Origin of the sequence: Nonomuraea longispora (assembly GCF_004348345.1) — a bacterium.
Classification (GTDB): domain Bacteria; phylum Actinomycetota; class Actinomycetes; order Streptosporangiales; family Streptosporangiaceae; genus Nonomuraea; species Nonomuraea longispora.
Window position 1 is genome coordinate 1 of record NZ_SMJZ01000133.1, and the last position, 25442, is coordinate 25442.

Here is a 25442-nt window from a genome sequence, read left to right on the forward strand (position 1 = left end):
GACGGCCCACAGGGCGTCGTTGCGGTGCTGTGCCAGGGTGCGGGGTCGGAGGCGTCTCTCTGGAGGTCCTCGGCCCTGTACAGGACGTACGGGATGGGGCCTGAGCTGTGAGAGGAGCCAGACGGACGGAAGGAACACGCCGTCCGGGGTACGAAAGGGCCTGAGGGCCTATATCATGGTCGAGGAGCTGTAGATGGGCTGGATGAAATAGGCCCCGGCGATCCGGAGTGGCAAGGCAGTCCGCCTTGTCGCGCCGTTTTGACGTGTCGCATGGGTCTGGGTAGTCTTGGACATCGTGCCCGTCTCTATGCGGGCTCTCGACCGTGCGCTCAATTGCGGGCGCGGGACGGCTTCCTGGCTCGTAATCCTCGCGGATGTGTCTGTGCGAATAGCGCGACACGCCCGAGCGCGGGGGCACCGGGGCAGAGAAAGACCAGCAGGTCATGACACCGGCAGAACCTGCACATGCACCACAACTGACGTAACACCGGCCAAGGCACGAAACGGAGTGGCAGTGCCCACTATTCAGCAGTTGGTCCGCAAGGGCCGGCAGGACAAGGTCGCCAAGACCAAGACTCCTGCCCTCAAGGGGAGCCCTCAGCGGCGCGGCGTGTGCCAGCGCGTCTACACCACTACCCCGAAGAAGCCCAACTCGGCACTGCGCAAGGTGGCCCGCGTTCGGCTCACGAACGGCATCGAGGTCACGGCCTACATCCCCGGTGTGGGTCACAACCTGCAGGAGCACTCCATCGTGCTTGTGCGTGGCGGTCGTGTGAAGGACCTGCCTGGTGTTCGCTACAAGATCATCCGCGGTTCGCTGGACACCCAGGGTGTCCGCAACCGCAAGCAGGCCCGTAGCCGCTACGGCGCGAAGAAGGAGAAGAGCTAATGCCTCGTAAGGGTTCTCCTGGCCGTCGTCAGCTCATGGCTGACCCGGTTTACAGCTCGCCGCTGGTGACCGCCCTGATCAACAAGGTGCTCCTCGACGGCAAGCGCTCCATCGCGCAGTCCATCGTCTACGGCGCCCTCGAGGGCTGCAGGGAGAAGACCGGCAACGACCCGGTCGTCACCCTGAAGCGCGCGCTCGACAACGTCAAGCCCACCCTCGAGGTTCGCAGCCGTCGCGTTGGTGGCGCGACCTATCAGGTCCCGGTCGAGGTGCGCGCGGCGCGCAGCACCACCCTGGCCCTGCGCTGGCTGGTGCAGTACTCCCGCGCCCGCCGCGAGAAGACCATGACCGAGCGCCTCATGAACGAGCTCCTCGACGCCAGCAACGGCCTCGGGGCGAGCGTCAAGAAGCGCGAGGACACGCACAAGATGGCCGAGTCCAACAAGGCCTTCGCTCACTACCGCTGGTAGGCAGCGCGGCGCGCTGGTTGCCGGCCTGGAGCCGTCACCTCGGTGGCGACTCGCCGAAGGACAACCGTAGGCCCTTGCAACTGAGGGGCGGGGAAGCTCGCTTCCCCGCGGAGAAACGACCGTAGGCCCTTGCAGTTGTAGGGGGCGTGCGGGGGCCCGCCCCCCGCAGGAGAGGACGCGAGAGAAGTGGCCACCACGACCGCTCTTGACCTGGCCAAGGTCCGCAACATCGGGATCATGGCCCATATCGACGCGGGCAAGACCACCACGACTGAGCGCATCCTGTTCTACACCGGCATCAACTACAAGCTCGGTGAAGTCCATGAGGGCGCTGCCACGATGGACTGGATGGAGCAGGAACAGGAGCGCGGCATCACGATCACGTCTGCCGCGACGACCTGTGAGTGGCTCGGTCACACCATCAACATCATCGACACCCCCGGGCACGTCGACTTCACCATCGAGGTGGAGCGTTCGCTGCGTGTCCTCGACGGCGCCGTCGCCGTGTTCGACGGTGTGGCGGGTGTCGAGCCGCAGTCAGAGACGGTGTGGCGACAGGCGGACCGCTACAACGTCCCGCGCATCTGTTTCGTGAACAAGATGGACCGCGTCGGCGCGGAGTTCCACCGCTGCGTCGAAATGATGATCAGTCGTCTGGGCGCCACCCCGGCCGTCGTCCAGCTCCCCTGGGGCGTCGAGGCCGACTTCAAGGGCGTCATCGACCTCATCAAGATGAAGGGCTACATCTGGAGCGCCGAGGCCGCCAAGGGGGAGATGTACGACACCGTCGACATCCCCGCCGACCACGTCGAGGCCGCTCGCGAGTGGCGTGACAAGCTCATCGAGACCGTCGCCGAGAACGACGACGAGCTGATGGAGCTCTACCTCGAGGGCACCGAGCCCAGCGAGGAGCAGCTGGTCGAGGCTCTGCGTCGCGCGACGCTGGCCAGTGCCATCAACCCGGTCCTGTGCGGCACCGCGTTCAAGAACAAGGGCGTGCAGCCCCTGCTCGACGCGATCGTCGCCTACCTGCCGGCGCCGACCGACATCCCGGCCTTCAAGGGCCACGCGGTCGGCAACGAAGACAAGATCGTCGAGCGCCACGCCGACCCGAGCGAGCCGTTCTCGGCTCTCGCCTTCAAGATTGCCAGCGACCCGCACCTGGGCAAGATCACCTACATCCGCATCTACTCGGGCACGCTCGAGTCCGGTTCACAGGTCGTCAACTCTGTGAAGGGCAAGAAAGAGCGGATCGGCAAGATCTACCAGATGCACGCCAACAAGCGCGAGGAGCGCCCGACGGCGATCGCCGGTCAGATCGTGGCGGTCATGGGTCTGAAGGACACCACGACCGGCGACACTCTGTCCGACTCGTCCAACCAGGTCGTGCTCGAGTCGATGACGTTCCCGGCTCCGGTCATCAACGTCGCCATCGAGCCCAAGACCAAGGGCGACCAGGAGAAGCTGTCGACCGCCATCCAGCGGCTGGCCGAGGAGGACCCGTCCTTCCAGGTCCGCCGTGACGAGGAGACCGGTCAGACGGTCATCTGGGGCATGGGCGAGCTTCACCTGGAGATCCTCGTCGACCGTATGCGTCGCGAGTTCAGGGTCGAAGCCAACGTCGGCCGCCCGCAGGTCGCCTACCGCGAGACGATCCGCCGCAAGGTGGAGAAGATCGACTACACCCACAAGAAGCAGACCGGTGGTTCCGGTCAGTTCGCGCGGGTGATCATCAATCTGGAGCCGCTGGGCGAGGGCAACGACGGCTACGAGTTCGAGAACAAGGTCACCGGTGGCCGGGTTCCGAGGGAATACATCCCCTCGGTCGACGCGGGCGCCCAGGAGGCCGCCGAGTTCGGTGTGCTGGCCGGTTACCCGATGGTCGGCGTGAAGGTTACGCTGACCGACGGAGCCGCCCACGACGTCGACTCCTCGGAGATGGCCTTCAAGATCGCCGGTTCGATGGCCTTCAAGGAGGCCGCGCGCAAGGCGGACGCCGTGCTTCTCGAGCCGATGATGGCCGTCGAGGTCACCACGCCCGAGGACTACATGGGTGACGTCATCGGCGACCTCAACGGTCGTCGCGGGCAGATCCAGGCGATGGACGAGCGGGCCGGCGCCCGAGTCGTCCAGGCGCTCGTGCCGCTGTCTGAGATGTTCGGCTACGTGGGTGACCTGCGTAGCAAGACGCAGGGGCGCGCGAGCTACAGCATGCAGTTCGACTCCTACGCGGAGGTGCCTCCGGGCATCGCCAAGGAGATCGTCGCGAAGGCCCGGGGCGAATAGCTCCAGGTCCCGAGGCGGCCGAGGCGGCGGAGATCGTCGCCCAGCCGCCAAGGGGCCCGGGGCGAACAGTTCCTGGGCCGGTCCCTCCGGGGGCCGATCCAGGACCTCCGTCCAGGTCCCTGGCAGGGTGGTGAGAGCCACCCCGCCGCCAAGGGGTTCGGGAGCTCCCGGGCCCAAGTGTGCAGACGAAAGTCAGTCAGATTCTCAAGGAGAGAACCAGTGGGCAAGGCCAAGTTCGAGCGGAACAAGCCGCACATGAACATCGGCACCATTGGGCATATCGACCACGGTAAGACCACACTGACCGCGGCGATCACCAAGGTGCTCCACGACCGTTTCCCCGAGCTGAACGCCGCGACGCCGTTCGACAAGATCGACAAGGCGCCGGAGGAGAAGGCTCGCGGCATCACGATCTCGATCGCGCACGTCGAGTACCAGACGGAGAAGCGTCACTACGCGCACGTCGACTGCCCGGGTCACGCCGACTACGTCAAGAACATGATCACCGGTGCCGCCCAGATGGACGGCGCCATCCTCGTGGTCGCCGCCACCGACGGCCCGATGCCGCAGACGAAGGAGCACGTCCTCCTGGCCCGCCAGGTCGGCGTCCCCTACATCGTCGTGGCGCTCAACAAGGCCGACATGGTCGACGACGAGGAGATCCTGGAGCTGGTCGAGCTCGAGGTCCGTGAGCTTCTCTCCGCTCAGGAGTTCCCCGGCGACGACCTGCCCGTGGTCCGCGTCTCCGCGCTCAAGGCTCTCGAGGGCGACGAGAAGTGGGCCGACAGCATCGTCGAGCTGATGAACGCCGTCGACGAGAACGTCCCCGAGCCGCCGCGTGAGACGGACAAGCCGTTCCTCATGCCGGTCGAGGACGTCTTCTCGATCACCGGTCGCGGCACGGTCGTCACCGGCCGTATCGAGCGCGGTGTCGTCAAGGTCAACGAGCAGGTCGACATCGTCGGCATCAAGCCGGAGAAGACCACGACCACCGTCACCAGCATCGAGATGTTCAACAAGATGCTCGACGAGGGTTACGCCGGCGACAACGCCGCGCTGCTGCTCCGCGGCATCAAGCGCGACGAGGTCGAGCGCGGCCAGTGCATCATCAAGCCGGGCACGACCACCCCGCACACCGAGTTCACCGGCCAGGTCTACATCCTGTCCAAGGACGAGGGCGGCCGCCACACGCCGTTCTTCAACAACTACCGCCCGCAGTTCTACTTCCGTACGACTGACGTGACCGGCGTCGTGCACCTCCCCGAGGGCACCGAGATGGTCATGCCGGGCGACAACACCGAGATGCGCGTTGAGCTGATCCAGCCCATCGCCATGGAGGAAGGCCTCAAGTTCGCGATCCGGGAGGGTGGCCGCACCGTCGGCGCCGGTCGGGTCACGAAGGTCATCAAGTAGCTTGACCGCTGGGGCGGCGGTCGGCCCCGGACCCGGGACCGACCGCCGCGCCACGTCGCAGACTCCGCGCAAAAGCGCCGTGATCCAGCAGTAGCTTCGGCCCAGTGACCGAAGTCACTGCCGGATCACGGAAGAAAAAGGCAGATGCACTCGTCTGCCTCGTGGGGTCACGCAGGTCCTGACCTGCAGTGAAGGAAGCGGCACAAGGCCGCACGATACTTTTCCAGACGACAGCGAAGGACACCGAGGCCATTATGGCGGGACAGAAGATCCGCATCCGGCTTAAGGCCTATGACCACGAGGTCATCGACAGCTCGGCCAAGAAGATCGTCGAGACGGTGACGCGGACTGGCGCGAAGGTCGCGGGCCCGGTGCCGCTGCCGACCGAGAAGAACGTGTACTGCGTCATCCGCTCGCCGCACAAGTACAAGGACAGCCGCGAGCACTTCGAGATGCGCACGCACAAGCGGCTGATTGACATCATCGACCCGACCCCCAAGACGGTCGACTCGCTCATGCGACTCGACCTCCCCGCGGGTGTCGACATTTCGATCAAGCTCTGAGGGAACGCACTGACATGGCTAAGACGATCAAGGGCGTCCTGGGCAAGAAGCTCGGCATGACCCAGGTCTTCGACGCGGACAACCGGATGGTGCCGGTGACCGTGGTCGAGGCCGGTCCGTGCGTGGTGACCCGCGTCCGCACTCCCGAGAAGGACGGCTACTCCGCCGTCCAGCTCGGTTTCGGGCAGGTCGACCCACGGAAGGTCAACAAGCCGCTCGGCGACTACCTGCGTAAGCACGACATCACCCCGCGCCGTTACTTCGCGGAGATCCGCACCGACGACGCGAACGACTACACCCTGGGCCAGGAGCTGCTGGCCGACACCTTCGAGGCCGGCCAGTTCGTCGACGTGACGGGCAAGAGCAAGGGCAAGGGCTTCGCCGGTGTCATGAAGCGGCACGGCTTCGGTGGTCTGGGCGCGTCGCACGGTACGCAGCGCAAGCACCGTTCGCCGGGTTCCATCGGTGGCTGCGCCACCCCGGGCCGCGTTTTCAAGGGTCTGCGCATGGCTGGCCGGATGGGTAACGTCCGCACCACCGTGCAGAGCCTGAAGGTTCACTCCGTGGACGCCGAGAAGGGTCTCATCCTGATCAAGGGTGCGATCCCGGGCGCCAACGGAAGCCTCGTCCTCGTCCGCACCGCTGCCAAGAAGGGGGCTGCGAAGTGACAAGCATTGACGTCCTCGACGCCAGCGGTGCCAAGACCGGCACGGTCGACCTGCCCGAAGACGTCTTCGGCGCGAAGGTCAACGTTCCGCTGATCCACCAGGTGGTCGTGGCCCAGCTCGCCGCTCGCCGGCAGGGCACCCACAAGGCCAAGACCCGTGGTGAGGTCTCCGGCGGCGGCAAGAAGCCCTACCGCCAGAAGGGCACCGGCCGGGCCCGTCAGGGTTCGACCCGCGCACCGCAGTTCACCGGCGGTGGCATCGTCCACGGACCGGTGCCGCGCGACTACTCCCAGCGCACGCCCAAGAAGATGAAGGCCGCCGCGCTGCGTGGCGCCCTGTCCGATCGGGCCGCCGGCGGTCGCGTGCACGTGGTCAGCTCGCTGGTCTCGGGTGAGACGCCCAAGACCAAGGCCGCCCTGGAGGCACTGCGCAAGATCACTCAGTCTCCTCGCGTCCTCGTCGTGGTCGACGAGGCCGACGAGCGGACCTGGCTGAGCCTGCGCAACGCTCCCGAGGTCCACCTGCTGGACGCCGGGCAGCTCAACACCTACGACGTGCTCGTGCACGACGACGTGGTCTTCACCCAGGAGGCGTACGACCAGGTCGTGGCGCGGCTGAGTGGCGGGAAGGAAGACGCCTGATGGAGAAGATCGCCGACCCGCGCGACATCATCATCAAGCCGGTGGTCTCTGAGAAGAGCTACGGCCTGATCGACGAGAACAACAAGTACACGTTCCTGGTGAGGAAGACCGCGAACAAGACCCAGGTCAAGATCGCGGTCGAGCAGATCTTCGGGGTCAAGGTCACCAGCGTGAACACCATCAACCGGCAGGGCAAGCGCAAGCGCACCCGCACCGGTTACGGCAAGCGTCCGGACACCAAGCGCGCGATCGTGAGCCTGGTCGAAGGCGATCGGATCGACATCTTCGGTCAGATCGGCTAGCAGCCATAGAAATGAGCGCGGGCCGCAGTGCCACGCGCGGGGCTGAGACCGCCGCACCTCGGTGCGGCGGGCTCACCCATGTAACCGACGAAGGATGAACGAAAAAGATGGGCATCCGTAAGTACAAGCCGACGACTCCGGGTCGCCGCGGGTCGAGTGTCTCGGACTTCTCCGAGATCACCCGCAGCACGCCCGAGAAGTCGTTGCTTGCGCCCCTTCACAGCAAGGGCGGCCGCAACGTACACGGCCGAGTCACCGCTCGCCACCAGGGCGGCGGTCACAAGCGCGCCTACCGGATCATCGACTTCCGTAGGCATGACAAGGACGGCATCCCGGCCAAGGTCGCTCACATCGAGTACGACCCCAACCGCACCGCCAATATCGCTCTGCTCCACTACGCCGACGGCGAGAAGCGCTACATCATCGCGCCGACCGGTCTCAAGCAGGGCGACCGCATCGAGAACGGCCCCTCTGCCGACATCAAGCCGGGCAACTGCCTGCCGCTGCGCAACATCCCGACCGGTACCTTCATCCACGCGGTGGAGCTCCGTCCGGGCGGTGGCGCCAAGCTGGGCCGTTCCGCGGGTGCGCAGATCCAGCTGCTCGCCAAGGAGGGTCAGTACGCCACGCTGCGTATGCCGTCCGGTGAGATGCGCATGGTCGACGTGCGCTGCCGGGCCTCTGTGGGCCAGGTGGGCAACGCTGAGCAGGCCAACATCAACTGGGGCAAGGCCGGCCGCATGCGGTGGAAGGGCAAGCGCCCGACCGTACGCGGTGTCGCCATGAACCCGGTCGACCACCCGCACGGTGGTGGTGAGGGCAAGACCTCCGGTGGTCGCCACCCGGTGAACCCGAAGGGCAAGCCCGAAGGCCGCACCCGCCAGGCCAACAAGTCCAGCGACCGGTTGATCATCCGGCGTCGGAGCAAGAGGAAGAAGCGGTAGGAGCAGCCGAAATGCCACGTAGCCTTAAGAAGGGTCCCTTCGTGGACGACCACCTGCAGAAGAAGGTGGACGTCCAGAACGAGAAGGGCAGCAAGAACGTCATCAAGACGTGGTCGCGGCGCTCCATGATCGTTCCTGACATGCTCGGGCACACGATCGCCGTGCACGACGGCCGCAAGCACGTCCCGGTGTTCATCACCGAGTCGATGATCGGCCACAAGCTCGGAGAGTTCGCCCCCACGCGTACGTTCCGCAGCCACGTCAAGGAAGACCGCCGCAGCCGGCGGTAAGCGTCCCGGAAGTAGGAGAAAGCGATGGAAGCCAGGGCTCAGGCGCGGTTCGTCCGTGTCACGCCCCTCAAGGCCCGCCGCGTGGTGGACCTTATTCGCGGGCTGCCCGCTTCGGAGGCGCAGGCCGTGCTGCAGTTCGCTCCCCAGTCGGCGAGCGAGCCGATCTACAAGGTGCTCAGCAGCGCCATGGCCAACGCTGAGCACAACTTCGAACTCGACCCCAGCACGCTCGTCGTGAGCCGCGCGTGGGTCGACGAGGGCCCGACGCTGAAGCGGTTCCGTCCGCGTGCCCAGGGTCGTGCCTATCGGATCAACAAGCGGACGAGCCACATCACCGTGATCGTGGAGTCCCGCGAGCCGAAGGGAAGGACCCGATAGTGGGCCAGAAGGTTAACCCGCACGGGTTCCGCCTCGGCATCACGACCGACTTCAAGAGCCGGTGGTACGCCGACAAGCTGTACAAGTCGTACGTCGCCGAGGACGTCGCGATCCGCCGCATGCTGCAGAAGGGCATGGAGCGGGCCGGCATCTCCAAGGTGGAGATCGAGCGCACCACCGACCGCGTGCAGGTGGACATCCACACCGCGCGGCCCGGCATCGTGATCGGCCGGCGCGGAGCCGAGGCCGACCGCATCCGCGGCGACCTGGAGAAGCTGACCAAGAAGCAGGTCCAGCTCAACATCCTCGAGGTGAAGAACCCCGAGATCGACGCCCAGCTCGTCGCGCAGGGCGTGGCCGAGCAGCTGTCGAGCCGTGTCTCGTTCCGTCGCGCCATGCGCAAGGCGATGCAGTCGGCCATGAAGTCCGGCGCCAAGGGCATCCGTGTCCAGTGCTCCGGTCGTCTGGGCGGCGCCGAGATGTCGCGGTCGGAGTTCTACCGCGAGGGCCGGGTGCCGCTGCACACGCTGCGCGCCGACATCGACTACGGCTTCTACGAGGCCCGTACGACCTTCGGCCGCATCGGTGTGAAGGTCTGGATCTACAAGGGCGAGGCTCCGACGAGCCGCGCCGAGCGCGAGGCGGCCGCCGCCGGCGCTCGTGCCGGCCAGCGTCGTGACCGTGACGACCGCCGTGGTGGCGGTGACCGTCCGCGTCGTGGCGGCGGTGACCGTCCGCGTCGTGGCGGTGGTCGCGGCGACCGTGACCGCGCCCCCCGCACCGAGTCCCAGGCGGCACCCGCCCAGGGGACTCCCGAGACCGGCCCGGCTGCGCAGCCGGGTGCTGAAGGGAGCTGACCATGCTGATCCCGCGCAGGGTCAAGCACCGCAAGCAGCACCGGCCCGACCGTAGCGGAGCCGCCAAGGGCGGCACCAGGGTTGTGTTCGGCGAGTTCGGCATCCAGGCGATTGAGCACTCCTACGTGACCAACCGCCAGATCGAGTCCGCCCGTATCGCCATGACCCGTCACATCCGCCGTGGCGGCAAGGTGTGGATCAACATCTACCCCGACCGTCCGCTCACGAAGAAGCCGGCCGAGACCCGTATGGGTTCCGGTAAGGGCTCGCCTGAGTGGTGGGTGGCCAACGTCAAGCCAGGACGCGTGATGTTCGAGCTGTCGGGCGTGGCGGAGCCGGTCGCTCGCGAGGCGCTTCAGCGTGCGATCCACAAGCTCCCAATGAAGTGCAAGATCGTTAAGCGTGAAGTGGGTGAGGCGTGATGGCTAAGGGCCTGACCGCCGGGGAGCTGCGGCTCGAGGACGAGGAGACCCTCGTCCAGAAGTTGAAGGAGGCGAAGGAAGAGCTGTTCAACCTTCGTTTCCAGTCGGCTACCGGTCAGTTGGAGAGCCACGGGCGGCTGCGGGCCGTCCGCCGCGAGATCGCCCGTATCTACACCGTGATGCGCGAGCGTGAGCTCGGCATCGTCACGGTCGAGAAGGAGACGAGCGATGGCTGAGACCGAGACCACCGAGACGACCACCGAGACGACGACCGAGGCGACGGACGCGCGGAACTTCCGCAAGCTCCGTGAGGGCCTCGTCGTGAGCGACAAGATGGACAAGACCGTCGTCGTCGCCGTCGAGGACCGCGTCAAGCACCGCCTGTACGGCAAGGTCATCCGCCGTACGACCAAGTACAAGGCACACGACGAGGCCAACGCCTGTGGCGTGGGCGACCGCGTGCTGCTCATGGAGACCCGCCCCCTCTCCGCCACCAAGCGGTGGAGGGTCGTGGAGATCCTCGAGAAGGCCAAGTAACACTTCTTCTCGGATATACCGCGCCTCGTGGGGCTCTCAGAGCCCCCATGCGGCGTCCAAGGACGCGGGGCCGCCAGGCCTCGCGTCGCCTGCGGTGCGGCCCTCCCCGGAGGGCTGTGGCCGGGGGAACAAGACAACAGCAGGTTCCGCCAGGCTCACGCGGAAGCTCGCTTGCGCGGCCTCTTGACGGGGGTGCGAAGCACGACCTGGGAGTCGCGGGAGTTTCTCTCGCGGCTCCTATGAAAGGCGTGCGAAGCGCCATCCGTAGGTCGCGGGGGCGGGGCTCCCGTGTGAGAACCGGCGCGACTAACAGGAGTGAAAGTGATCCAGCAGGAGTCGCGGCTCAAGGTCGCCGACAACACGGGTGCCAAGGAGATCCTCTGCATCCGCGTTCTCGGTGGCTCAGGCCGACGCTACGCCGGTATCGGCGACATCATCGTCGCCACTGTCAAGGACGCCTTGCCCGGCAGCACGGGCGTCAAGAAGGGCGACGTGGTCAGGGCCGTCATCGTCCGCACGGCCAAGGAGCGTCGCCGGCCCGACGGCTCCTACATCCGGTTCGACGAGAACGCCGCCGTCATCATCAGGGACAGTGGCGACCCTCGCGGCACCCGTATCTTCGGCCCGGTCGGCCGCGAGCTGCGCGACAAGAAGTTCATGCGCATCATCTCGCTCGCCCCGGAGGTGTTGTAAATGCCGAAGCTGCATGTGAAGAAGGGTGACCTGGTCAGGGTCATCGCCGGTAAGGACAAGGGCGCCAAGGGTCATGTCATCGCCACCTACCCGCGGGAGGACCGCGTGGTGGTCGAGGGCGTCAACATGATCAAGAAGCACGCCAAGGAGACCCACCAGGGCCCGCGCGGCGCCAAGACCGGCGGTGTGCAGACCATGGAGGCTCCCATCCACGTGAGCAACGTGAAGAAGCTCAAGGACGACAAGCCCGCCGACAAGAAGCCCGCCGAGGAGAAGTCCGAGGCCAAGGCCGACGAGACGGGTGAGGACAGCTGATGACTGCCACGACCACCGAGACAGAGCGCCCGACGCCGCGGCTCAAGACGAAGTACCGCGAGGAGATCGCGGCCCAGCTTCGCGAGCAGTTCGGCATCGAGAACGTCATGCAGATCCCGGGCCTGACCAAGATCAAGGTCAACATGGGCGTCGGCGAGGCGGCTCGCGACTCCAAGCTCATCGAGGGCGCCGTCCGCGACCTCACCGTGATCACCGGCCAGAAGCCGGCCGTCGTCCGGGCCCGCAAGTCGATCGCGCAGTTCAAGCTGCGTGAGGGCATGCCGATCGGCGCGCACGTCACGCTGCGCGGCGACCGCATGTGGGAGTTCCTCGACCGGCTGCTGTCCCTGGCGCTCCCGCGTATCAGGGACTTCCGCGGCCTGTCGCCGAAGCAGTTCGACGGCAACGGCAACTACACGTTCGGTCTGACCGAGCAGGTCATGTTCCACGAGGTCGACCAGGACAAGGTCGACCGGCCGCGGGGCATGGACATCACGGTCGTGACGACCGCGAAGAACGACGACCAGGGCCGGGCGCTGCTGAAGCTCCTCGGGTTCCCCTTCAAGGAGGCCTGATCATGGCGAAGAAGTCGCTGATCGCCAAAGCAGGGCGCAAGCCGAAGTTCCAGGTCCGGGCGTACACTCGTTGCTCGCGCTGTGGTCGGCCGCGCGCCGTCTACCGCAAGTTCGGGCTGTGCCGCGTGTGCTTCCGCGAGATGGCGCACCGGGGCGAGCTGCCCGGCATCACCAAGTCGAGCTGGTAGTCCCGGCGAGGGGTTTTCTCGTCGGATAACCTGTGGGCGGCCTTCGTGCCGCCCGCGGGTGACCGCCCGCTACTCATATTTCCGAAGAAGACCAGGATGTCCCCCCGCGGGGGCGTCCATGACCACGCCGAAGGTCCACCGGCAGAGAGCCCCGGTCACGGGTGCTGCTTGGCCGACTGGAAACCGCGGCGAGGAAGGCCACTGGCCATGACGATGACCGACCCGATCGCAGACATGCTGACACGTCTGCGCAACGCGAATTCGGCGTACCACGAGAGTGTGGCGATGCCGTACTCGAAGATCAAGGCGCACATCGCGGAGATCCTCCAGCAGGAGGGTTACATCCAGGCTTGGAGCGTCGAGGACGCCAAGGTTGGCAAGAACCTCGTGGTGGAGCTCAAGTTCGGGCCTACCCGTGAGCGGTCGCTCGCGGGCCTGCGCCGGGTTTCCAAGCCCGGTCTGCGGGTTTATGCGAAGAAGGACAACCTGCCTCGAGTCCTGGGCGGGCTGGGCGTCGCGATCATCTCGACGTCCGCCGGCCTCATGACCGACAAGCAGGCCGGCAAGCGTGGTGTGGGCGGGGAAGTCCTCGCCTACGTCTGGTAGAGGGGAGGAACACAGCATGTCGCGAATCGGACGGCTGCCCATCCCTGTGCCGAGTGGCGTAGACATCACGATCAACGGCCAGGATGTCCAGATCAAGGGCCCGAAGGGCACGCTCACACACACGGTGGCCGAGCCCATCTCGGTCGCTCGTGACGAGGACGGCAGCATCGCCGTCTCCCGGCCCAGTGACGAGAACAAGGTCCGTGCGCTGCACGGCCTGTCGAGGACGCTGATCGCCAACATGGTGCAGGGCGTCACGCAGGGCTACTCCAAGAGCCTTGAGATCGTCGGTGTCGGTTACCGCGTCCAGGCCAAGGGCCCGACGCAGCTGGAGTTCTCGCTGGGCTTCAGCCACCCGGTCATCGTGGACGCCCCCGAGGGCGTCTCCTTCCGCGTCGAGAAGCCGACCCTGTTCCACGTGGACGGCATCGACAAGCAGAGGGTGGGCGAGGTCGCGGCCAACATCCGCAAGCTGCGCAAGCCTGACCCGTACAAGGGCAAGGGCGTGCGTTACCAGGGCGAACAGATCCGCCGCAAGGTCGGAAAGGCTGGTAAGTAGGCATGGCTCCGAAGACTGCGTTCAGCAAGCACACGGCTGCCCGCACGGTCTCGCGGGCTCGCCGTCACCGCCGCGTCCGCAAGATCGTCGTCGGCACGACCGAGCGTCCCCGCCTGGTCGTCAACCGCTCGACCCGTCACATGTTCGTCCAGATCGTGGACGACACCGTCGGCCACACGCTGGTGAGCGCGTCCACCATGGACGCCTCGCTGCGCTCGCTGGAGGCGGACAAGACCGAGAAGGCCAAGAAGGTCGGCGAGCTCCTCGCTCAGCGGGCCAAGGACGCCGGGATCACCAAGGTCGTCTTCGACCGCGGTGGCAACCGGTATGCGGGTCGGATCGCGGCGCTGGCTGACAGCGCGCGCGAGAGCGGGCTCGAGTTCTGATGAGGGCCCGGGCAACGCAACTAATGGCAACTGAGATGAGGAACCACTGATGGCTGCAGCTCCGCGTCGCGGTGGCGGCACCGGTGGCGATCGGCGGGACCGTCGTGACGATCGCCGCGGTGGCGCCGCTGACAAGGGCGTCTCGTACATCGAGCGCGTAGTGAAGATCAACCGAGTGGCCAAGGTCGTGAAGGGTGGTCGTCGCTTCAGCTTCACCGCCCTCGTCGTCGTCGGCGACGGCAACGGCATGGTCGGCGTCGGCTACGGCAAGGCCAAGGAAGTGCCCGCGGCCATCGCCAAGGGTGTCGAAGAGGCGAAGAAGCACTTCTTCAAGGTGCCTCGCATCCAGGGCACCATCCCGCACACCGTGCAGGGCGAGGAGGCGGCGGGCGTCGTCTTCCTCCGTCCGGCCTCTGCCGGTACCGGCGTCATCGCCGGTGGCCCGGTGCGCGCGGTCCTGGAGTGCGCCGGCATCCACGACGTGCTGTCCAAGTCGCTCGGCTCGGACAACCCGATCAACATCGTGCACGCCACCGTGGCGGCTCTGAAGGGCCTCTCGCGCCCCGAGGAGATCGCCGCCCGCCGTGGCCTGCCGATCGAGGACGTGGCCCCGGCCCGCATGCTCAAGGCACAGCGTGAGGGTATTGCCGAGGCCGCGGCCGCTAAGGCGGTGAGCTAGTCGTGGCACGCCTGAAGATCACTCAGGTTCGCTCGAAGATCGGTGGCAAGCAGAACCAGCGTGACTCGCTGCGTTCGCTTGGCCTGAAGCGAATCGGCGACGTCGTCGTCAAGGAGGACCGCCCCGAGATTCGCGGGATGGTCTCCGTGGTGACGCACCTCGTCGAGGTGGAAGAGGTCGACTAGTCATGACTGACAAGGCTCCGCTCAAGATTCACGACCTGCGTCCCGCCCCTGGTGCCAACAAGGCCAAGACCCGCAAGGGTCGCGGCGAGGCGTCCAAGGGCAAGACGGCCGGTCGCGGCACCAAGGGCAGCCACGCCCGCACGACGATCCCCCTCGGCTTCGAGGGTGGCCAGGTGCCGCTGCAGAGGCGTCTGCCGAAGCTCAAGGGCTTCTCCAACGCCCTGTTCAAGACGACCTACCAGGTCGTCAACCTGGACAGGCTCGGTGAGCTGTTCCCCGAGGGTGGCGAGGTCACCGTCGAGGCGCTGGTCGCCAAGGGCGCCGTTCGCAAGAACCAGCTCGTGAAGGTGCTCGGCACCGGTGAGATCTCGGTCGCGGTCAACGTGCAGGCCCACGCCTTCTCGTCGTCCGCGAAGGAGAAGATCGCCGCAGCCGGTGGTTCCGTTACCGAGCTGTAAGAGCTATTACGTGGCGTGGGGGCTTTGACAATGGGCCCCCACGCCCGTAGTGCGTTAGAGTTCGCCAGACGGCAGGATTCTGTCCGGCTCGTTTGACCTGAGACTTTCAGATGGCAGATCCCCGCACCATCGCATACTCACACCGCCGTAAAGGCGCGCAGGAGGGACCGTGCTGACCGCGTTTACCCGGGCGTTCCGGACACCGGACCTGCGCAAGAAGTTGCTCTTCACCCTGGGCATCATCGCGCTGTTCCGTCTCGGCTCGGTTCTTCCGACACCGGGAGTCCACGTCGAGAACCTTGCCGCCTGCTTCGACCAGGCGCGCAGTGGAGAAACCGGCAACATCTACGGGATGGTGCAGCTGTTCAGCGGCGGCGCGCTCCTGAAGTTGTCGGTGTTCGCGCTGGGCATCATGCCTTACATCACCGCGAGCATCATCCTGCAGCTGCTCGTCGTGGTGATCCCACGCCTCGAGGCGCTGAAGAAGGAAGGCCAGGCCGGCCAGACCAAGATCACGCAGTACACGCGTTATCTGACCATCGGTCTCGCCGTCCTCCAGTCGACCGCCTTCATCGCGCTGGCGCGCACCGGCCAACTGTTCCCCAACTGCCAGCAGGACGTCCTGCTCGACCCCGACAACATCTTCGGCATCGTCACGATGGTCGTCATCATGACGGCCGGCACCTCGGTGATCATGTGGCTCGGCGAGCTCATCACCGACCGTGGCGTCGGCAACGGCATGTCGATCCTGATCTTCACCCAGATCGTCGCGGTCTTCCCGTCCGAGCTCGCCAACATCTTCCAGGCCAACAAGTTCACCTTCGCCATCGTCATGGTGGTCGGCGTCTTCATGATCGCCGCAGTGGTCTTCGTCGAGCAGGGACAGCGGCGCATTCCCGTCCAGTACGCCAAGCGGATGGTCGGCCGCAGGATGTACGGCGGCACGTCCACCTACATCCCGCTCAAGGTCAACCAGGCCGGCATCATCCCGGTCATCTTCGCGTCCTCGCTGCTCTATCTGCCGCAGCTGATCACGTCGCTGTTCCAGACCAGCGACAACGTGGTCATCCAGTGGGTCTCGCAGAACCTCGCGACGGGCGACACGCCGATCTACATGGCCACGTTCTTCCTGTTGATCGTTTTCTTCACGTACTTCTACGTGTCCATCACGTTCAACCCCACTGAAGTCGCCGACAACATGAAGAAGTACGGTGGTTTCATTCCGGGCATCCGCCCCGGCCGTCCGACGGCTGAATACCTGAACTTCGTGCTCACCCGTCTGACCGCGCCTGGCGCGCTCTATCTGGGTCTCATCTCCATGGTCCCGATCGTCGCGCTGGCGGTGGCCGGTGCGAGCCAGAACTTCCCGTTCGGAGGGACGAGCATTCTGATCATGGTAGGTGTCGGCCTTGACACGGTGAAGCAGATCGAGAGCCAGCTGCAGCAGCGCAACTACGAAGGTTTCCTGAGGTAGTGCGTCTCGTTCTGGTCGGGCCCCCCGGAGCGGGTAAGGGGACACAGGCCCAGTACATCGCATCGAACCTGTCCATCCCGAAAATCTCGACAGGTGACATTTTCCGTGCCAACGTCTCGGGGGGCACGGAGCTTGGCAAGCTGGCCAAGACGTACATGGACCGCGGGGACCTGGTGCCCGACGAGGTCACCATCGCCATGGTGCGTGACCGCCTGTCCGAGGACGACGCGCAGGACGGCTTCCTGCTCGACGGGTTCCCGAGGAACGTCGCGCAGGCCGAGATTTTGCGCGACATGCTCAAAGACTGGAGCCAGGCGCTCGACGTGGTGCTCGAACTCGTCGTCGACGACGACGAGGTGGTCAGGCGGCTGGCCGGCCGGCGCACCTGCAGCCAGTGCGGCCGCATCTGGCACGTCGAGTTCGATGACAAGAAAGATGACAAGTGCGACGCGTGCGGGGGCGCGTTGTTCCAGCGTGACGATGACAAAGAGGAGACCGTCAGGCACCGTCTTGAGGTCTATCAGGAGCAGACCGCGCCTCTCGTGTCCTACTACGCGGACGAGCACATTCTGGTCGGCGTGGACGCCACGGGCCCGGTCGAAGAGGTCACGCAACGAGCCATGGACGCTATCAGGCCGTATATGGGCTGATTCCCAGTACGAACCGATTTGGGCGAGGTGGCACGGAATTCCGTGCCACCTCGCGGCTATTGTGGGGGAATTGGGCTCCCAGGTGGCCCGTTGAGACCCAGGGGGGCAGGACATGTTCAAGCGCAACCGGCACGGAATCCAGATCAAGACGGCAGAGCAGCTCGAGAAGATGCGGGCGGCGGGCCTGGTGGTGGGGCGTACACTCGACCTGCTCAAACGCTCCGTCGAGCCCGGCATGACGCCGCTGGACCTCGACATGATCGCCGAGAAGGCGATCAGGGACGAGGGTGCGATCCCGTCGTTCAAGGGGTACCAGGGTTTCCCGGCCACGATCTGCGCGTCGGTCAACGAGGAAGTGGTCCACGGCATCCCGACGAACGCCCGCAAGCTGCGCGAGGGCGACATCATCTCGATCGACTGCGGCGCGATCCTCGAGGGCTGGCACGGCGACTCGGCCGTCACGGTGCCGATCGGCGAGGTCGACCCCAAGCTGACGGAGCTGATGCGCATCACGGAGGAGTCCATGTGGCGCGGCATCGGCGCGCTGACCATCGGCCGCCACCTGTCGGACATCGGCTACGAGGTCGAACGGTACGTCAGGTCGCAGGGCCGCTACGGCATCCCGCAGGAGTACGGCGGCCACGGCATCGGCACCGAGATGCACATGGATCCGTGGATCGCCAACCACGGCAAACCCGGCAGGGGCCCGGCGCTCGAAGAGGGCATGTGCCTGGCCATCGAGCCCATGGTCAACCTGGGCACCGACCGCACCCGGGTGCTGGCCGACGACTGGACCGTGGTGACCGTCGACGGCAAGCAGTCCGCACACTTCGAACACAGCGTCGCCGTGACACATAATGGTCCTTGGGTGCTTACCGCCCTGGATGGGGGCAAAGAGCGCCTGACCCAGCTGGGATTCTGACCGGGAGTGGTGGGATGGCCAACAGCCCCGAGATGCGAGCGTCCGACGCCGACCGCGACCGGGTGGCCGCCATCCTTCGTGAGCACACGGCCCAGGGCCGCATCACGATGGAGGAGTTCAACGAGCGCCTCGAGAACCTCTACAAGAGCAAGACGTACGGCGAGCTGGCCAAGCTGACCTCCGACCTGCCCGACGTCGACCTGCGCCACCGCCCCGCCAAGGTGCAGCCGCAGCCCGTCAAGAAGGGCCGCGTGCATCCCGGCCTGCAGGCGGCCTGGGGAGCCTGGGCCATGGCCAGCGGCATCAACTGGGTCATCTGGCTGATCGTGGGCATCACCTCGGGCGACCCGGTCTATCCGTGGCCGCTGTGGGTCATGGGCCCGTGGGGCGTGATCCTGCTGATGAGCACCATCTTCGGTTCGTCCAGGCCCAAGTCCGACTAGGGCCGCGGCGGCACGGTCAGGTGTGGCGTGCCCGGCGGGCGGGAAGGACGATCCGGCTGCTTACGTCCATCGCAAGGGATGCCCCACATGCCGCCCCGTCTTCAGCTGACCTCCGTGACCGTCGGCACGTCACAACCCCGCGAACTCGCCCGCTTCTACGCCCGGCTCCTTGGCTGGCAGGTGGCCGTCGAGGAGGGCCCGGGGCCCGACGAGCCCGAGCAGGCGGGCTGGCTGCTGTTGCGGCCTCCGGCGGGCGAGAACGGCCCCTCCGTCGGCTTCGAGTACGAGCGCGAGTACGTCCGCCCGGTGTGGCCGAGCGAGCCCGGGGCGCAGAACGCCTCCCAGCACCTCGACATCAAGGTCGACGACTTGCCCGTCGCCGTCGAGCACGCGGTGTCCTGCGGGGCGGTCGAGGCGGCGTACCAGCCGCAGGAGAACGTACGCGTGATGCTGGATCCCGACGGACATCCCTTCTGTCTCTTTCTCTGAACGCCTCCAAGTCGTTACCAGATCTTTGACTGGGTAGAGGGAAGGCCTCCCGAATCCAGGAGGTGAGCGACATGGGATGGAGCTACCGCAAGTCGATGAAGTTCGGGCCGTTCCGGCTCAACCTGTCCCGCCGCGGCATGGGCCACAGCTGGGGCAACCGGCTGTTCCGGGTGACCCGCGGGGCCGACGGACGTCGTACGGTCTCGGTCAACCTGCCTGGCGGTTTCCACTGGCGCAAGACCCGCAGCACCCGCTGATCGGTGTGAATATAGGTAAGGGCCGGAGGCGCCGAGCCGCCGGCCCGTACGCCGGTCACCGGCGTGGCCGGGCTCGCGCACGACAAACCTGGGGTAGACTGGCGGATGGTTGTGTCAGGACACCTGGCACGCATTTCGCGTTCTGAGCCAAGGTGTCGTACACTCCTTAGTCGGCTCACTATGACCCACACGCGTCGGCGGTCTTTGCCGATCGCCGCTCTCTTCGAAGCGTGAGGTCGCGGCTGCTTAGTGAACCGGAGCCTCAGACGATCGATCAGTGAAACGCGAGGAATTTTGGCCAAGAAAGACGGCGCCATCGAGATCGAGGGCACTGTGGTCGAGTCGCTCCCGAACGCCATGTTCCGGGTGCAGCTCGACAACGGCCATAAGGTCCTGGCCCACATCAGCGGGCGGATGCGGATGCACTACATCCGGATTCTGCCGGACGACCGGGTTGTTGTTGAACTGAGCCCCTACGACCTGACTCGTGGGCGGATCGTCTACCGATACAAGTAAGACGTCTGAGGAACACAAAGGACAATGAAGGTAAAGCCGAGCGTCAAAAAGATCTGCGACAAGTGCAAGGTGATCCGCCGGCACGGTCGCGTCATGGTGATCTGCGACAACCTGCGCCACAAGCAGCGCCAGGGCTAGTCGCCGCAAGGCTTCTCCGAGTCCGCCCCGTCAGGGAGCGGGCTCGACGCATGAGAAGCCTGAAACAGTAATCGCGTGTCACACCCGGGCAGGCGGGCCTTGTCGAAAGGTTCGAACCACTCGGGAGACCCCCGGTCGGAGGCCGGGGCCCTCACCCCGGGCATTGGGGAGGGGCAGTGAGGCGCAAGACCTCCGCCACAGAAGAAGGAGAATGCCCGCCATGGCTCGCCTGGTTGGCGTCGATCTCCCCCGCGACAAGCGGCTGGAGATCGCTCTCACCTACATTTTCGGAATCGGCCGCACCCGCGCCCAGGAGATCCTCCAGGCCACCGGGGTCAGCGGCGACCTCCGCGTCCACCAGCTCTCCGACGCCGAGATCGTCCCGATGCGTGACTACATCGAGGCGAACTACAAGATCGAGGGTGACCTGCGCCGCGAGGTTCAGGCCGACATCCGTCGCAAGATCGAAATCGGTTGCTACCAGGGCATCCGGCACCGCAAGGGCCTGCCGGTCCACGGTCAGCGCACGCAGACCAACGCGCGCACCCGCAAGGGCAAGAAGAAGACCGTCGCCGGCAAGAAGAAGCCCGGTAAGAAGTAGTCCTCGCAGCCGCGGGACCGAAGACCTCAGGAGTTATGGCAAACAATGCCTCCTAAGAGCCGCCAGGGCGCGCCGAAGAAGGTGCGCCGCAAGGAAAAGAAGAACGTCGCTCACGGGCACGCCCACATCAAGAGCACGTTCAACAACACGATCGTCTCGATCACCGACCCGCTGGGCAACGTGATCTCCTGGGCCAGCGCCGGCCACGTGGGTTTCAAGGGCTCCCGTAAGTCCACCCCGTTCGCCGCGCAGATGGCCGCGGAAAACGCCGCTCGCCGCGCCATGGAGCACGGCATGCGCAAGGTCGACGTCTTCGTCAAGGGTCCCGGCTCCGGCCGCGAGACCGCGATCCGCTCGCTGCAGGCCACCGGCCTCGAAGTGGGCTCGATCCAGGACGTCACCCCGGTCCCGCACAACGGCTGCCGTCCGCCGAAGCGCCGCCGCGTCTGAGTTTCCAGGAGATAGAGAAAATGGCTCGTTACACGGGCGCGGACTGCAAGCTCTGCCGTCGCGAGAAGACCAAGCTCTTCCTCAAGGGCAGCAAGTGCGAGTCCGCCAAGTGCCCCATCGAGATCCGTCCGTACCCGCCGGGTGAGCACGGCCGAGGCCGTCCGAAGGACACCGAGTACCAGCTTCAGCTTCGCGAGAAGCAGAAGACCCGCCGCATCTACGGCGTCCTCGAGAAGCAGTTCCACAACTACTACGAGGAAGCCGCCCGTAAGAGCGGTAAGTCGGGTGAGGTGCTGCTCCAGATCCTGGAGAGCCGCCTCGACAACGTCGTCTACCGCGCGGGCTTCGCCCAGTCGCGTGACGCCGCCCGCCAGCAGGTGCGCCACGGCCACATCATGGTGAACGGCAAGAAGGTCGACATCCCGTCCTACCGCGTTCGCGAGCACGACATCATCGAGGTCCGCGAGACCAAGCGCAACCTGCTGCCCTACGAGGTGGCCCGCGCCACCGCCGGTGAGCGCACGGTTCCCGCGTGGCTCGGCGTCGTGCCCGACAAGCTCCGCGTCCTGGTCCACCAGCTGCCGGTCCGCCAGCAGATCGACACCCAGGTCCAGGAGCAGCTCATCGTCGAGTACTACTCGAAGTAGTCACTCGCCTGCCCGGCTCGGGTACGCGTTCGTGCCGTCGCGACGTCCTCGCGCCGGCGCGTACCCGGGCTAGGCTGTTCATCGGAGTGGCGTCATATAGCGGGCGCCACACGAAAAAGGGGAGATCCCACTCATGCTGATCGCTCAGCGCCCGACTCTTCTCGAAGAGTCGATCGACGACACCCGGTCCCGATTCGTCATCGAGCCGCTGGAGCCGGGCTTCGGCTACACCATCGGCAACTCCGTGCGCCGCACGCTGCTGTCGTCCATTCCGGGCGCGGCCGTGACGAGCATTCGCATCGAGGGTGTGCTGCACGAGTTCTCGACCGTTCCCGGGGTCAAGGAAGACGTCACCGACATCATCCTCAACCTCAAGGAACTGGTCGTCTCCTCCGAGCACGACGAGCCGGTCGTGATGTACCTGCGCAAGCAGGGCCCGGGCGAGGTCACCGCCGCCGACATCGCGCCGCCGGCCGGTGTCGAGGTGCACAACCCCGAGCTGCGCATCGCCACGCTCAACGGCAAGGCGAAGCTCGAGATGGAGCTGACCGTCGAGCGCGGTCGCGGCTACGTCTCGGCCGCCCAGAACAAGCAGCCGGGCCAGGAGATCGGTCGCATCCCGATCGACTCGATCTATTCCCCGGTGCTCAAGGTCACCTACAAGGTCGAGGCCACTCGAGTCGAGCAGCGTACCGACTTCGACCGCCTCATCCTCGACGTCGAGACCAAGCCCGCCATGAAGCCCCGCGACGCGGTGGCCTCCGCGGGCAAGACGCTCGTCGAACTCTTCGGCCTGGCCCGCGAGCTCAACGTCGAGGCCGAGGGCATCGACATCGGCCCGTCGCCGACCGACGCCGCCCTGGCCGCCGACCTGGCGCTGCCGATCGAGGAGCTCAACCTCACTGTGCGCTCCTACAACTGCCTCAAGCGCGAGGGCATCCACACCGTGGGCGAACTCGTCGCGCGCAGCGAGCAGGACCTTCTCGATATAAGGAACTTCGGCGCCAAGTCGATCGAAGAGGTCAAGCAGAAGCTGCACGAGATGTCGCTGGCGCTCAAGGACTCGCCGCCCGGGTTCGACCCGAGCGCGGTGGCCGGCGGCGGTTACGACGACGACGACAGCGCGTACGTCGAGACCGAGCAGTACTGACAACGTCCCGCGCTTTCGTCACCGCGCCTCTCCACGAGGACGGCGGCCGGTTCGCGGACCGGCCGCCGTCCTCGCGAGGCGCGGGACGGGCGGGTGAACGTAACGGCGTCGCGCGAGCGCGGCACCGGCCCGACTCCGGTACCTGACACGGCCGGGGCGGGTTAATCCACAAGGAGAGATGAAATGCCCAAGCCCACCAAGGGTGCACGTCTTGGCGGCAGCCCGGCGCACGAGCGGCTGATCCTGGCGAACCTCGCCACCGACCTGTTCCGCCACGGCAGGATCCGCACCACGGTGACCAAGGCCAAGCGCCTGCGTCCGGTGGCGGAGCGCCTGATCACCAAGGCGAAGAAGGGCGACATCCACAACCGTCGCCAGGTCCTGACCGTCATCAGGGACAAAGGCGTCGTGCATCACCTCTTCACCGAGATCGCGACGACGTTCGCCGAGCGGCCCGGTGGCTACACGCGCATCACCAAGATCGGCGCCCGCAAGGGCGACAACGCGCCGATGGCGGTCATCGAGCTGGTGACCGAGCCGATGAGCGGCGTCACCACCCGCCGCACGGAGGCCCCCGCGCCCGCCGCGGAGGAGCCGAAGGCCGAGGAGACCCCGGCTGAGGAGGCCAAGGCCGAGGCTCCCGAGGCCGCCACGGAGGAGACCCCGGCCGCCGAGGCCGAGGCGAAGAAGGACGAGGCCTGATCGTTCAGGCCGGCTGAATCGGGCCCGGACCCCTCGCGGGGGTTCGGGCCCTTTTCGTACGAAGGAGGATCATCGTGGTACGGCTCCGCCTCGACCTCGCCTACGACGGGACCGACTTCTCCGGCTGGGCACGGCAGCCGGGACGGCGTACGGTGCAGGGCGAGGTCGAGCAGGCGCTCGGCCGGATCCTGCGCCTCGGCGGGCCCGCCCAGCTGACCGTGGCCGGCCGTACCGACGCCGGGGTGCATGCGCGCGGCCAGGTGTCCCACGTCGACGTGCCGGAGGAGGCCACGGCCGGACTGGACGGCAATCGCGGGCCGCTGAGCGTCGATGAGCGGCTCGCTGCGCTCGTCAGACGGCTGGGCGGGGTTCTGCCCCCTGACGTACGGGTTCATCGGGTCTCCGTGGCTCCTGAGGGCTTCGACGCCCGGTTCTCGGCCCTCTTCCGGAGGTACGCGTACCGCGTGAGCGACGCGGTCGGCGGCGTCGACCCGCTGCGCCGGCGCGAGGTCGTCTGGCACAACCGGCCGCTCGACGACGGCGCGCTCAACGCGGCCGCCGCGCGTCTGATCGGCGACCACGACTTCGCCGCGTTCTGCAAGAAGCGCGAAGGCGCCACCACGATCAGGGAACTGCAGCGCCTCGACTGGGTACGCGAGCCGGACGGCACCCTCGTGGCCACCGTCGTCGCCGACGCGTTCTGCCACTCCATGGTGCGGGCCCTGGTCGGCTCCCTGCTGGCCGCCGGTGATGGCCGGCGGCCGGTGGAATGGCCGGGCGAGGTGCTCACCAGGGCCGTACGCGACTCGGGCGTGCACGTGGCCCCCGCCCACGGCCTGTGCCTGGAGGAGGTGGGCTATCCGCCGGACGCGGACCTCGCCGCGCGGGCCGAGGCCACCCGGCGGGTGCGTACGCCGGCGGGGTCAGCCGCCGGTGACGCGGCGCTCGAGAACGAGTGACGTCTCGTCGCGGAAGGCCCCGCTCACCTTGGGCAGCGTACTCTCCTTGGACGACGGGGTGTGGCCGTCGGCGTGGGTGGCGTAACTGAAGACGATGTAGCGCCCCCACACCAGGCCGGCCGCGTAGCCGCCCGCGATGTGCACCCGCTCGCCGCCCGAACCCTCGCCGCCGGACAGCGGGCGGAACCAGACGTTGCGCGACAGGTTCTTCTCCTGGTCGACCGCCTCGGCCGCGGCCTTGTCAGGCAGCACGGCGATGCCCGTGGTCACGGCGTAACGCTTCTTCCTGTCGACGTACGTGGCCCTCAGCACGCGGCTGCACTTCTGCTCCCGAAGGGCCTCGGCGAAGGCTCCCATGGCCGCCTTGTCGCAGGCCGTCTGGATGTCGGCCTTGACCCGGGTGAACGTCGCACCGGCCGCGCTCACGCTCTTGCCGGGGAACGCCTCCGACAACGACAACTTCTGCGGGTCGGTGCGCTCGGAGTTGAGCACGGACGTGCCCTCCGCGGACGGCGGCGAGGCGGCCGCCTCCGAGCTCGGCCGGGCGGACTCGCTCGGCCGGGCGGCGGCGGTCGTCGGCGCCGGGTCGCTCACGGCCTGCCAGGCGAAGAACCCGCCGGTGGCCACGCCCGCCAGGGCCAGCGCGCCGAGCGTGACGAGCAGGGCGCGCTTGCTCCTGCCCGGCGACGCGGGGGGCGGTGGCGGAGCCTGGAACGGGGGTTGTTTGAACGCTCCAGAGG

At 66.6% G+C, this 25442-nt stretch carries 40 protein-coding genes; 39 read left to right on the forward strand and 1 reads right to left on the reverse strand.

Features of this window, described 5'->3' with window-relative positions:
• Positions 1 to 514: 514 nt before the first annotated feature.
• The 39 genes from rpsL to truA all read left to right on the forward strand — a co-directional run bounded on the left by rpsL (position 515) and on the right by truA (position 24702).
• Positions 515 to 889, forward strand: a complete 375-nt coding sequence (gene rpsL / locus E1267_RS29025; protein WP_043623420.1) for a 30S ribosomal protein S12 — start codon at positions 515 to 517, stop codon at positions 887 to 889.
• A complete protein-coding gene (gene rpsG / locus E1267_RS29030) occupies positions 889 to 1359 on the forward strand; it encodes a 30S ribosomal protein S7 (RefSeq protein WP_020542314.1) in 471 nt (156 codons plus the stop codon). The genes rpsL and rpsG overlap by 1 nt, the downstream gene beginning before the upstream one ends.
• Before the next feature lie 237 nt (positions 1360 to 1596).
• The gene (gene fusA / locus E1267_RS29035) at positions 1597 to 3645 is read left to right on the forward strand and encodes an elongation factor G (RefSeq protein ID WP_246064330.1); all 2049 of its coding nucleotides are present in this window, start codon (positions 1597 to 1599) and stop codon (positions 3643 to 3645) included.
• Positions 3646 to 3864: 219 nt separating this feature from the next.
• Complete coding sequence (tuf, locus tag E1267_RS29040; protein ID WP_132336996.1) at positions 3865 to 5058, forward strand: elongation factor Tu; 1194 nt, start codon at positions 3865 to 3867, stop codon at positions 5056 to 5058.
• Between the two features lie 254 nt (positions 5059 to 5312).
• Positions 5313 to 5621, forward strand: coding sequence for a 30S ribosomal protein S10 (gene rpsJ, locus E1267_RS29045; protein WP_012887830.1), 309 nt, complete (start codon positions 5313 to 5315; stop codon positions 5619 to 5621).
• A gap of 14 nt (positions 5622 to 5635) precedes the next feature.
• Positions 5636 to 6289 carry a 50S ribosomal protein L3 gene (gene rplC, locus E1267_RS29050; RefSeq protein WP_132336998.1) on the forward strand — a complete coding sequence of 218 codons (654 nt, stop codon included), beginning with the start codon at positions 5636 to 5638 and terminating at the stop codon, positions 6287 to 6289.
• Complete coding sequence (rplD, locus tag E1267_RS29055) at positions 6286 to 6930, forward strand: 50S ribosomal protein L4 (protein ID WP_132337000.1); 645 nt, start codon at positions 6286 to 6288, stop codon at positions 6928 to 6930. Before rplC ends, rplD begins: the two co-directional genes overlap by 4 nt.
• The gene (gene rplW, locus E1267_RS29060) at positions 6930 to 7232 is read left to right on the forward strand and encodes a 50S ribosomal protein L23 (RefSeq protein ID WP_132337002.1); all 303 of its coding nucleotides are present in this window, start codon (positions 6930 to 6932) and stop codon (positions 7230 to 7232) included. The genes rplD and rplW overlap by 1 nt, the downstream gene beginning before the upstream one ends.
• A gap of 107 nt (positions 7233 to 7339) precedes the next feature.
• Entirely contained in the window at positions 7340 to 8176 is an 837-nt protein-coding gene (rplB, locus tag E1267_RS29065; protein ID WP_132337003.1) for a 50S ribosomal protein L2, read from the forward strand.
• Positions 8177 to 8187: 11 nt separating this feature from the next.
• A complete protein-coding gene (rpsS, locus tag E1267_RS29070) occupies positions 8188 to 8466 on the forward strand; it encodes a 30S ribosomal protein S19 (RefSeq protein ID WP_132337005.1) in 279 nt (92 codons plus the stop codon).
• Positions 8467 to 8490: 24 nt separating this feature from the next.
• Positions 8491 to 8844: a 50S ribosomal protein L22 gene (gene rplV / locus E1267_RS29075; protein WP_132337007.1), complete on the forward strand. Its 354-nt coding sequence runs from the start codon at positions 8491 to 8493 to the stop codon at positions 8842 to 8844.
• Positions 8844 to 9701 carry a 30S ribosomal protein S3 gene (rpsC, locus tag E1267_RS29080; protein WP_132337009.1) on the forward strand — a complete coding sequence of 286 codons (858 nt, stop codon included), beginning with the start codon at positions 8844 to 8846 and terminating at the stop codon, positions 9699 to 9701. Before rplV ends, rpsC begins: the two co-directional genes overlap by 1 nt.
• Before the next feature lie 2 nt (positions 9702 to 9703).
• Entirely contained in the window at positions 9704 to 10123 is a 420-nt protein-coding gene (rplP, locus tag E1267_RS29085; RefSeq protein WP_132337011.1) for a 50S ribosomal protein L16, read from the forward strand.
• On the forward strand, positions 10123 to 10359 hold the full coding sequence (gene rpmC / locus E1267_RS29090) for a 50S ribosomal protein L29 (protein ID WP_132337013.1): 237 nt from the start codon (positions 10123 to 10125) through the stop codon (positions 10357 to 10359). The genes rplP and rpmC overlap by 1 nt, the downstream gene beginning before the upstream one ends.
• Positions 10352 to 10660 carry a 30S ribosomal protein S17 gene (gene rpsQ, locus E1267_RS29095; RefSeq protein WP_132337015.1) on the forward strand — a complete coding sequence of 103 codons (309 nt, stop codon included), beginning with the start codon at positions 10352 to 10354 and terminating at the stop codon, positions 10658 to 10660. The genes rpmC and rpsQ overlap by 8 nt, the downstream gene beginning before the upstream one ends.
• A 321-nt stretch (positions 10661 to 10981) precedes the next feature.
• Positions 10982 to 11353 (forward strand): 50S ribosomal protein L14, encoded by a 372-nt coding sequence (rplN, locus tag E1267_RS29100; protein ID WP_132337017.1) that lies wholly within the window; start codon positions 10982 to 10984, stop codon positions 11351 to 11353.
• 9 nt (positions 11354 to 11362) lie between these two features.
• On the forward strand, positions 11363 to 11668 hold the full coding sequence (rplX, locus tag E1267_RS29105; RefSeq protein ID WP_201761458.1) for a 50S ribosomal protein L24: 306 nt from the start codon (positions 11363 to 11365) through the stop codon (positions 11666 to 11668).
• On the forward strand, positions 11668 to 12243 hold the full coding sequence (rplE, locus tag E1267_RS29110) for a 50S ribosomal protein L5 (RefSeq protein WP_132337021.1): 576 nt from the start codon (positions 11668 to 11670) through the stop codon (positions 12241 to 12243). Before rplX ends, rplE begins: the two co-directional genes overlap by 1 nt.
• A gap of 2 nt (positions 12244 to 12245) precedes the next feature.
• A complete protein-coding gene (locus tag E1267_RS29115; protein ID WP_132337023.1) occupies positions 12246 to 12431 on the forward strand; it encodes a type Z 30S ribosomal protein S14 in 186 nt (61 codons plus the stop codon).
• 207 nt (positions 12432 to 12638) lie between these two features.
• Entirely contained in the window at positions 12639 to 13037 is a 399-nt protein-coding gene (gene rpsH / locus E1267_RS29120; protein ID WP_132337025.1) for a 30S ribosomal protein S8, read from the forward strand.
• 16 nt (positions 13038 to 13053) lie between these two features.
• Positions 13054 to 13596 (forward strand): 50S ribosomal protein L6, encoded by a 543-nt coding sequence (gene rplF / locus E1267_RS29125; RefSeq protein WP_132337027.1) that lies wholly within the window; start codon positions 13054 to 13056, stop codon positions 13594 to 13596.
• Positions 13597 to 13598: 2 nt separating this feature from the next.
• Positions 13599 to 13982 (forward strand): 50S ribosomal protein L18, encoded by a 384-nt coding sequence (gene rplR / locus E1267_RS29130; RefSeq protein ID WP_132337029.1) that lies wholly within the window; start codon positions 13599 to 13601, stop codon positions 13980 to 13982.
• 49 nt (positions 13983 to 14031) lie between these two features.
• Positions 14032 to 14661: a 30S ribosomal protein S5 gene (gene rpsE, locus E1267_RS29135; RefSeq protein ID WP_132337031.1), complete on the forward strand. Its 630-nt coding sequence runs from the start codon at positions 14032 to 14034 to the stop codon at positions 14659 to 14661.
• Between the two features lie 2 nt (positions 14662 to 14663).
• Positions 14664 to 14846 (forward strand): 50S ribosomal protein L30, encoded by a 183-nt coding sequence (rpmD, locus tag E1267_RS29140; protein WP_080043226.1) that lies wholly within the window; start codon positions 14664 to 14666, stop codon positions 14844 to 14846.
• A 2-nt stretch (positions 14847 to 14848) separates the two neighbouring features.
• Positions 14849 to 15304 (forward strand): 50S ribosomal protein L15, encoded by a 456-nt coding sequence (rplO, locus tag E1267_RS29145; protein WP_132337033.1) that lies wholly within the window; start codon positions 14849 to 14851, stop codon positions 15302 to 15304.
• 169 nt (positions 15305 to 15473) lie between these two features.
• A complete protein-coding gene (secY, locus tag E1267_RS29150; RefSeq protein ID WP_132337035.1) occupies positions 15474 to 16778 on the forward strand; it encodes a preprotein translocase subunit SecY in 1305 nt (434 codons plus the stop codon).
• The gene (locus tag E1267_RS29155) at positions 16778 to 17428 is read left to right on the forward strand and encodes an adenylate kinase (RefSeq protein ID WP_132337037.1); all 651 of its coding nucleotides are present in this window, start codon (positions 16778 to 16780) and stop codon (positions 17426 to 17428) included. The genes secY and E1267_RS29155 overlap by 1 nt, the downstream gene beginning before the upstream one ends.
• Positions 17429 to 17540: 112 nt before the next feature.
• A complete protein-coding gene (gene map / locus E1267_RS29160; protein WP_132337039.1) occupies positions 17541 to 18350 on the forward strand; it encodes a type I methionyl aminopeptidase in 810 nt (269 codons plus the stop codon).
• A 14-nt stretch (positions 18351 to 18364) separates the two neighbouring features.
• Positions 18365 to 18793 carry a DUF1707 SHOCT-like domain-containing protein gene (locus tag E1267_RS29165; RefSeq protein ID WP_132337041.1) on the forward strand — a complete coding sequence of 143 codons (429 nt, stop codon included), beginning with the start codon at positions 18365 to 18367 and terminating at the stop codon, positions 18791 to 18793.
• An 87-nt stretch (positions 18794 to 18880) separates the two neighbouring features.
• Entirely contained in the window at positions 18881 to 19282 is a 402-nt protein-coding gene (locus E1267_RS29170) for a VOC family protein (RefSeq protein ID WP_132337043.1), read from the forward strand.
• 71 nt (positions 19283 to 19353) lie between these two features.
• Positions 19354 to 19539 (forward strand): DUF4236 domain-containing protein, encoded by a 186-nt coding sequence (locus E1267_RS29175; protein ID WP_132337045.1) that lies wholly within the window; start codon positions 19354 to 19356, stop codon positions 19537 to 19539.
• A 294-nt stretch (positions 19540 to 19833) separates the two neighbouring features.
• A complete protein-coding gene (infA, locus tag E1267_RS29180; RefSeq protein ID WP_030451477.1) occupies positions 19834 to 20055 on the forward strand; it encodes a translation initiation factor IF-1 in 222 nt (73 codons plus the stop codon).
• Between the two features lie 24 nt (positions 20056 to 20079).
• On the forward strand, positions 20080 to 20193 hold the full coding sequence (rpmJ, locus tag E1267_RS29185) for a 50S ribosomal protein L36 (protein ID WP_003956441.1): 114 nt from the start codon (positions 20080 to 20082) through the stop codon (positions 20191 to 20193).
• Between the two features lie 220 nt (positions 20194 to 20413).
• Complete coding sequence (rpsM, locus tag E1267_RS29190; protein ID WP_132337047.1) at positions 20414 to 20794, forward strand: 30S ribosomal protein S13; 381 nt, start codon at positions 20414 to 20416, stop codon at positions 20792 to 20794.
• Between the two features lie 45 nt (positions 20795 to 20839).
• Positions 20840 to 21244 carry a 30S ribosomal protein S11 gene (rpsK, locus tag E1267_RS29195; protein WP_132337049.1) on the forward strand — a complete coding sequence of 135 codons (405 nt, stop codon included), beginning with the start codon at positions 20840 to 20842 and terminating at the stop codon, positions 21242 to 21244.
• Between the two features lie 20 nt (positions 21245 to 21264).
• The gene (rpsD, locus tag E1267_RS29200) at positions 21265 to 21891 is read left to right on the forward strand and encodes a 30S ribosomal protein S4 (protein ID WP_132337051.1); all 627 of its coding nucleotides are present in this window, start codon (positions 21265 to 21267) and stop codon (positions 21889 to 21891) included.
• A gap of 133 nt (positions 21892 to 22024) precedes the next feature.
• Entirely contained in the window at positions 22025 to 23041 is a 1017-nt protein-coding gene (locus tag E1267_RS29205) for a DNA-directed RNA polymerase subunit alpha (RefSeq protein ID WP_132337053.1), read from the forward strand.
• A 183-nt stretch (positions 23042 to 23224) separates the two neighbouring features.
• Positions 23225 to 23743: a 50S ribosomal protein L17 gene (gene rplQ, locus E1267_RS29210; protein WP_132337055.1), complete on the forward strand. Its 519-nt coding sequence runs from the start codon at positions 23225 to 23227 to the stop codon at positions 23741 to 23743.
• Positions 23744 to 23817: 74 nt separating this feature from the next.
• Positions 23818 to 24702, forward strand: a complete 885-nt coding sequence (gene truA / locus E1267_RS29215) for a tRNA pseudouridine(38-40) synthase TruA (protein WP_132337057.1) — start codon at positions 23818 to 23820, stop codon at positions 24700 to 24702.
• On the opposite strand, the gene E1267_RS44695 is transcribed toward truA, so the two are convergent.
• Positions 24667 to 25442: hypothetical protein (locus tag E1267_RS44695; protein ID WP_165959859.1), on the reverse strand; the 776-nt coding region annotated here is incomplete at its 5' end. The genes truA and E1267_RS44695 overlap by 36 nt on opposite strands.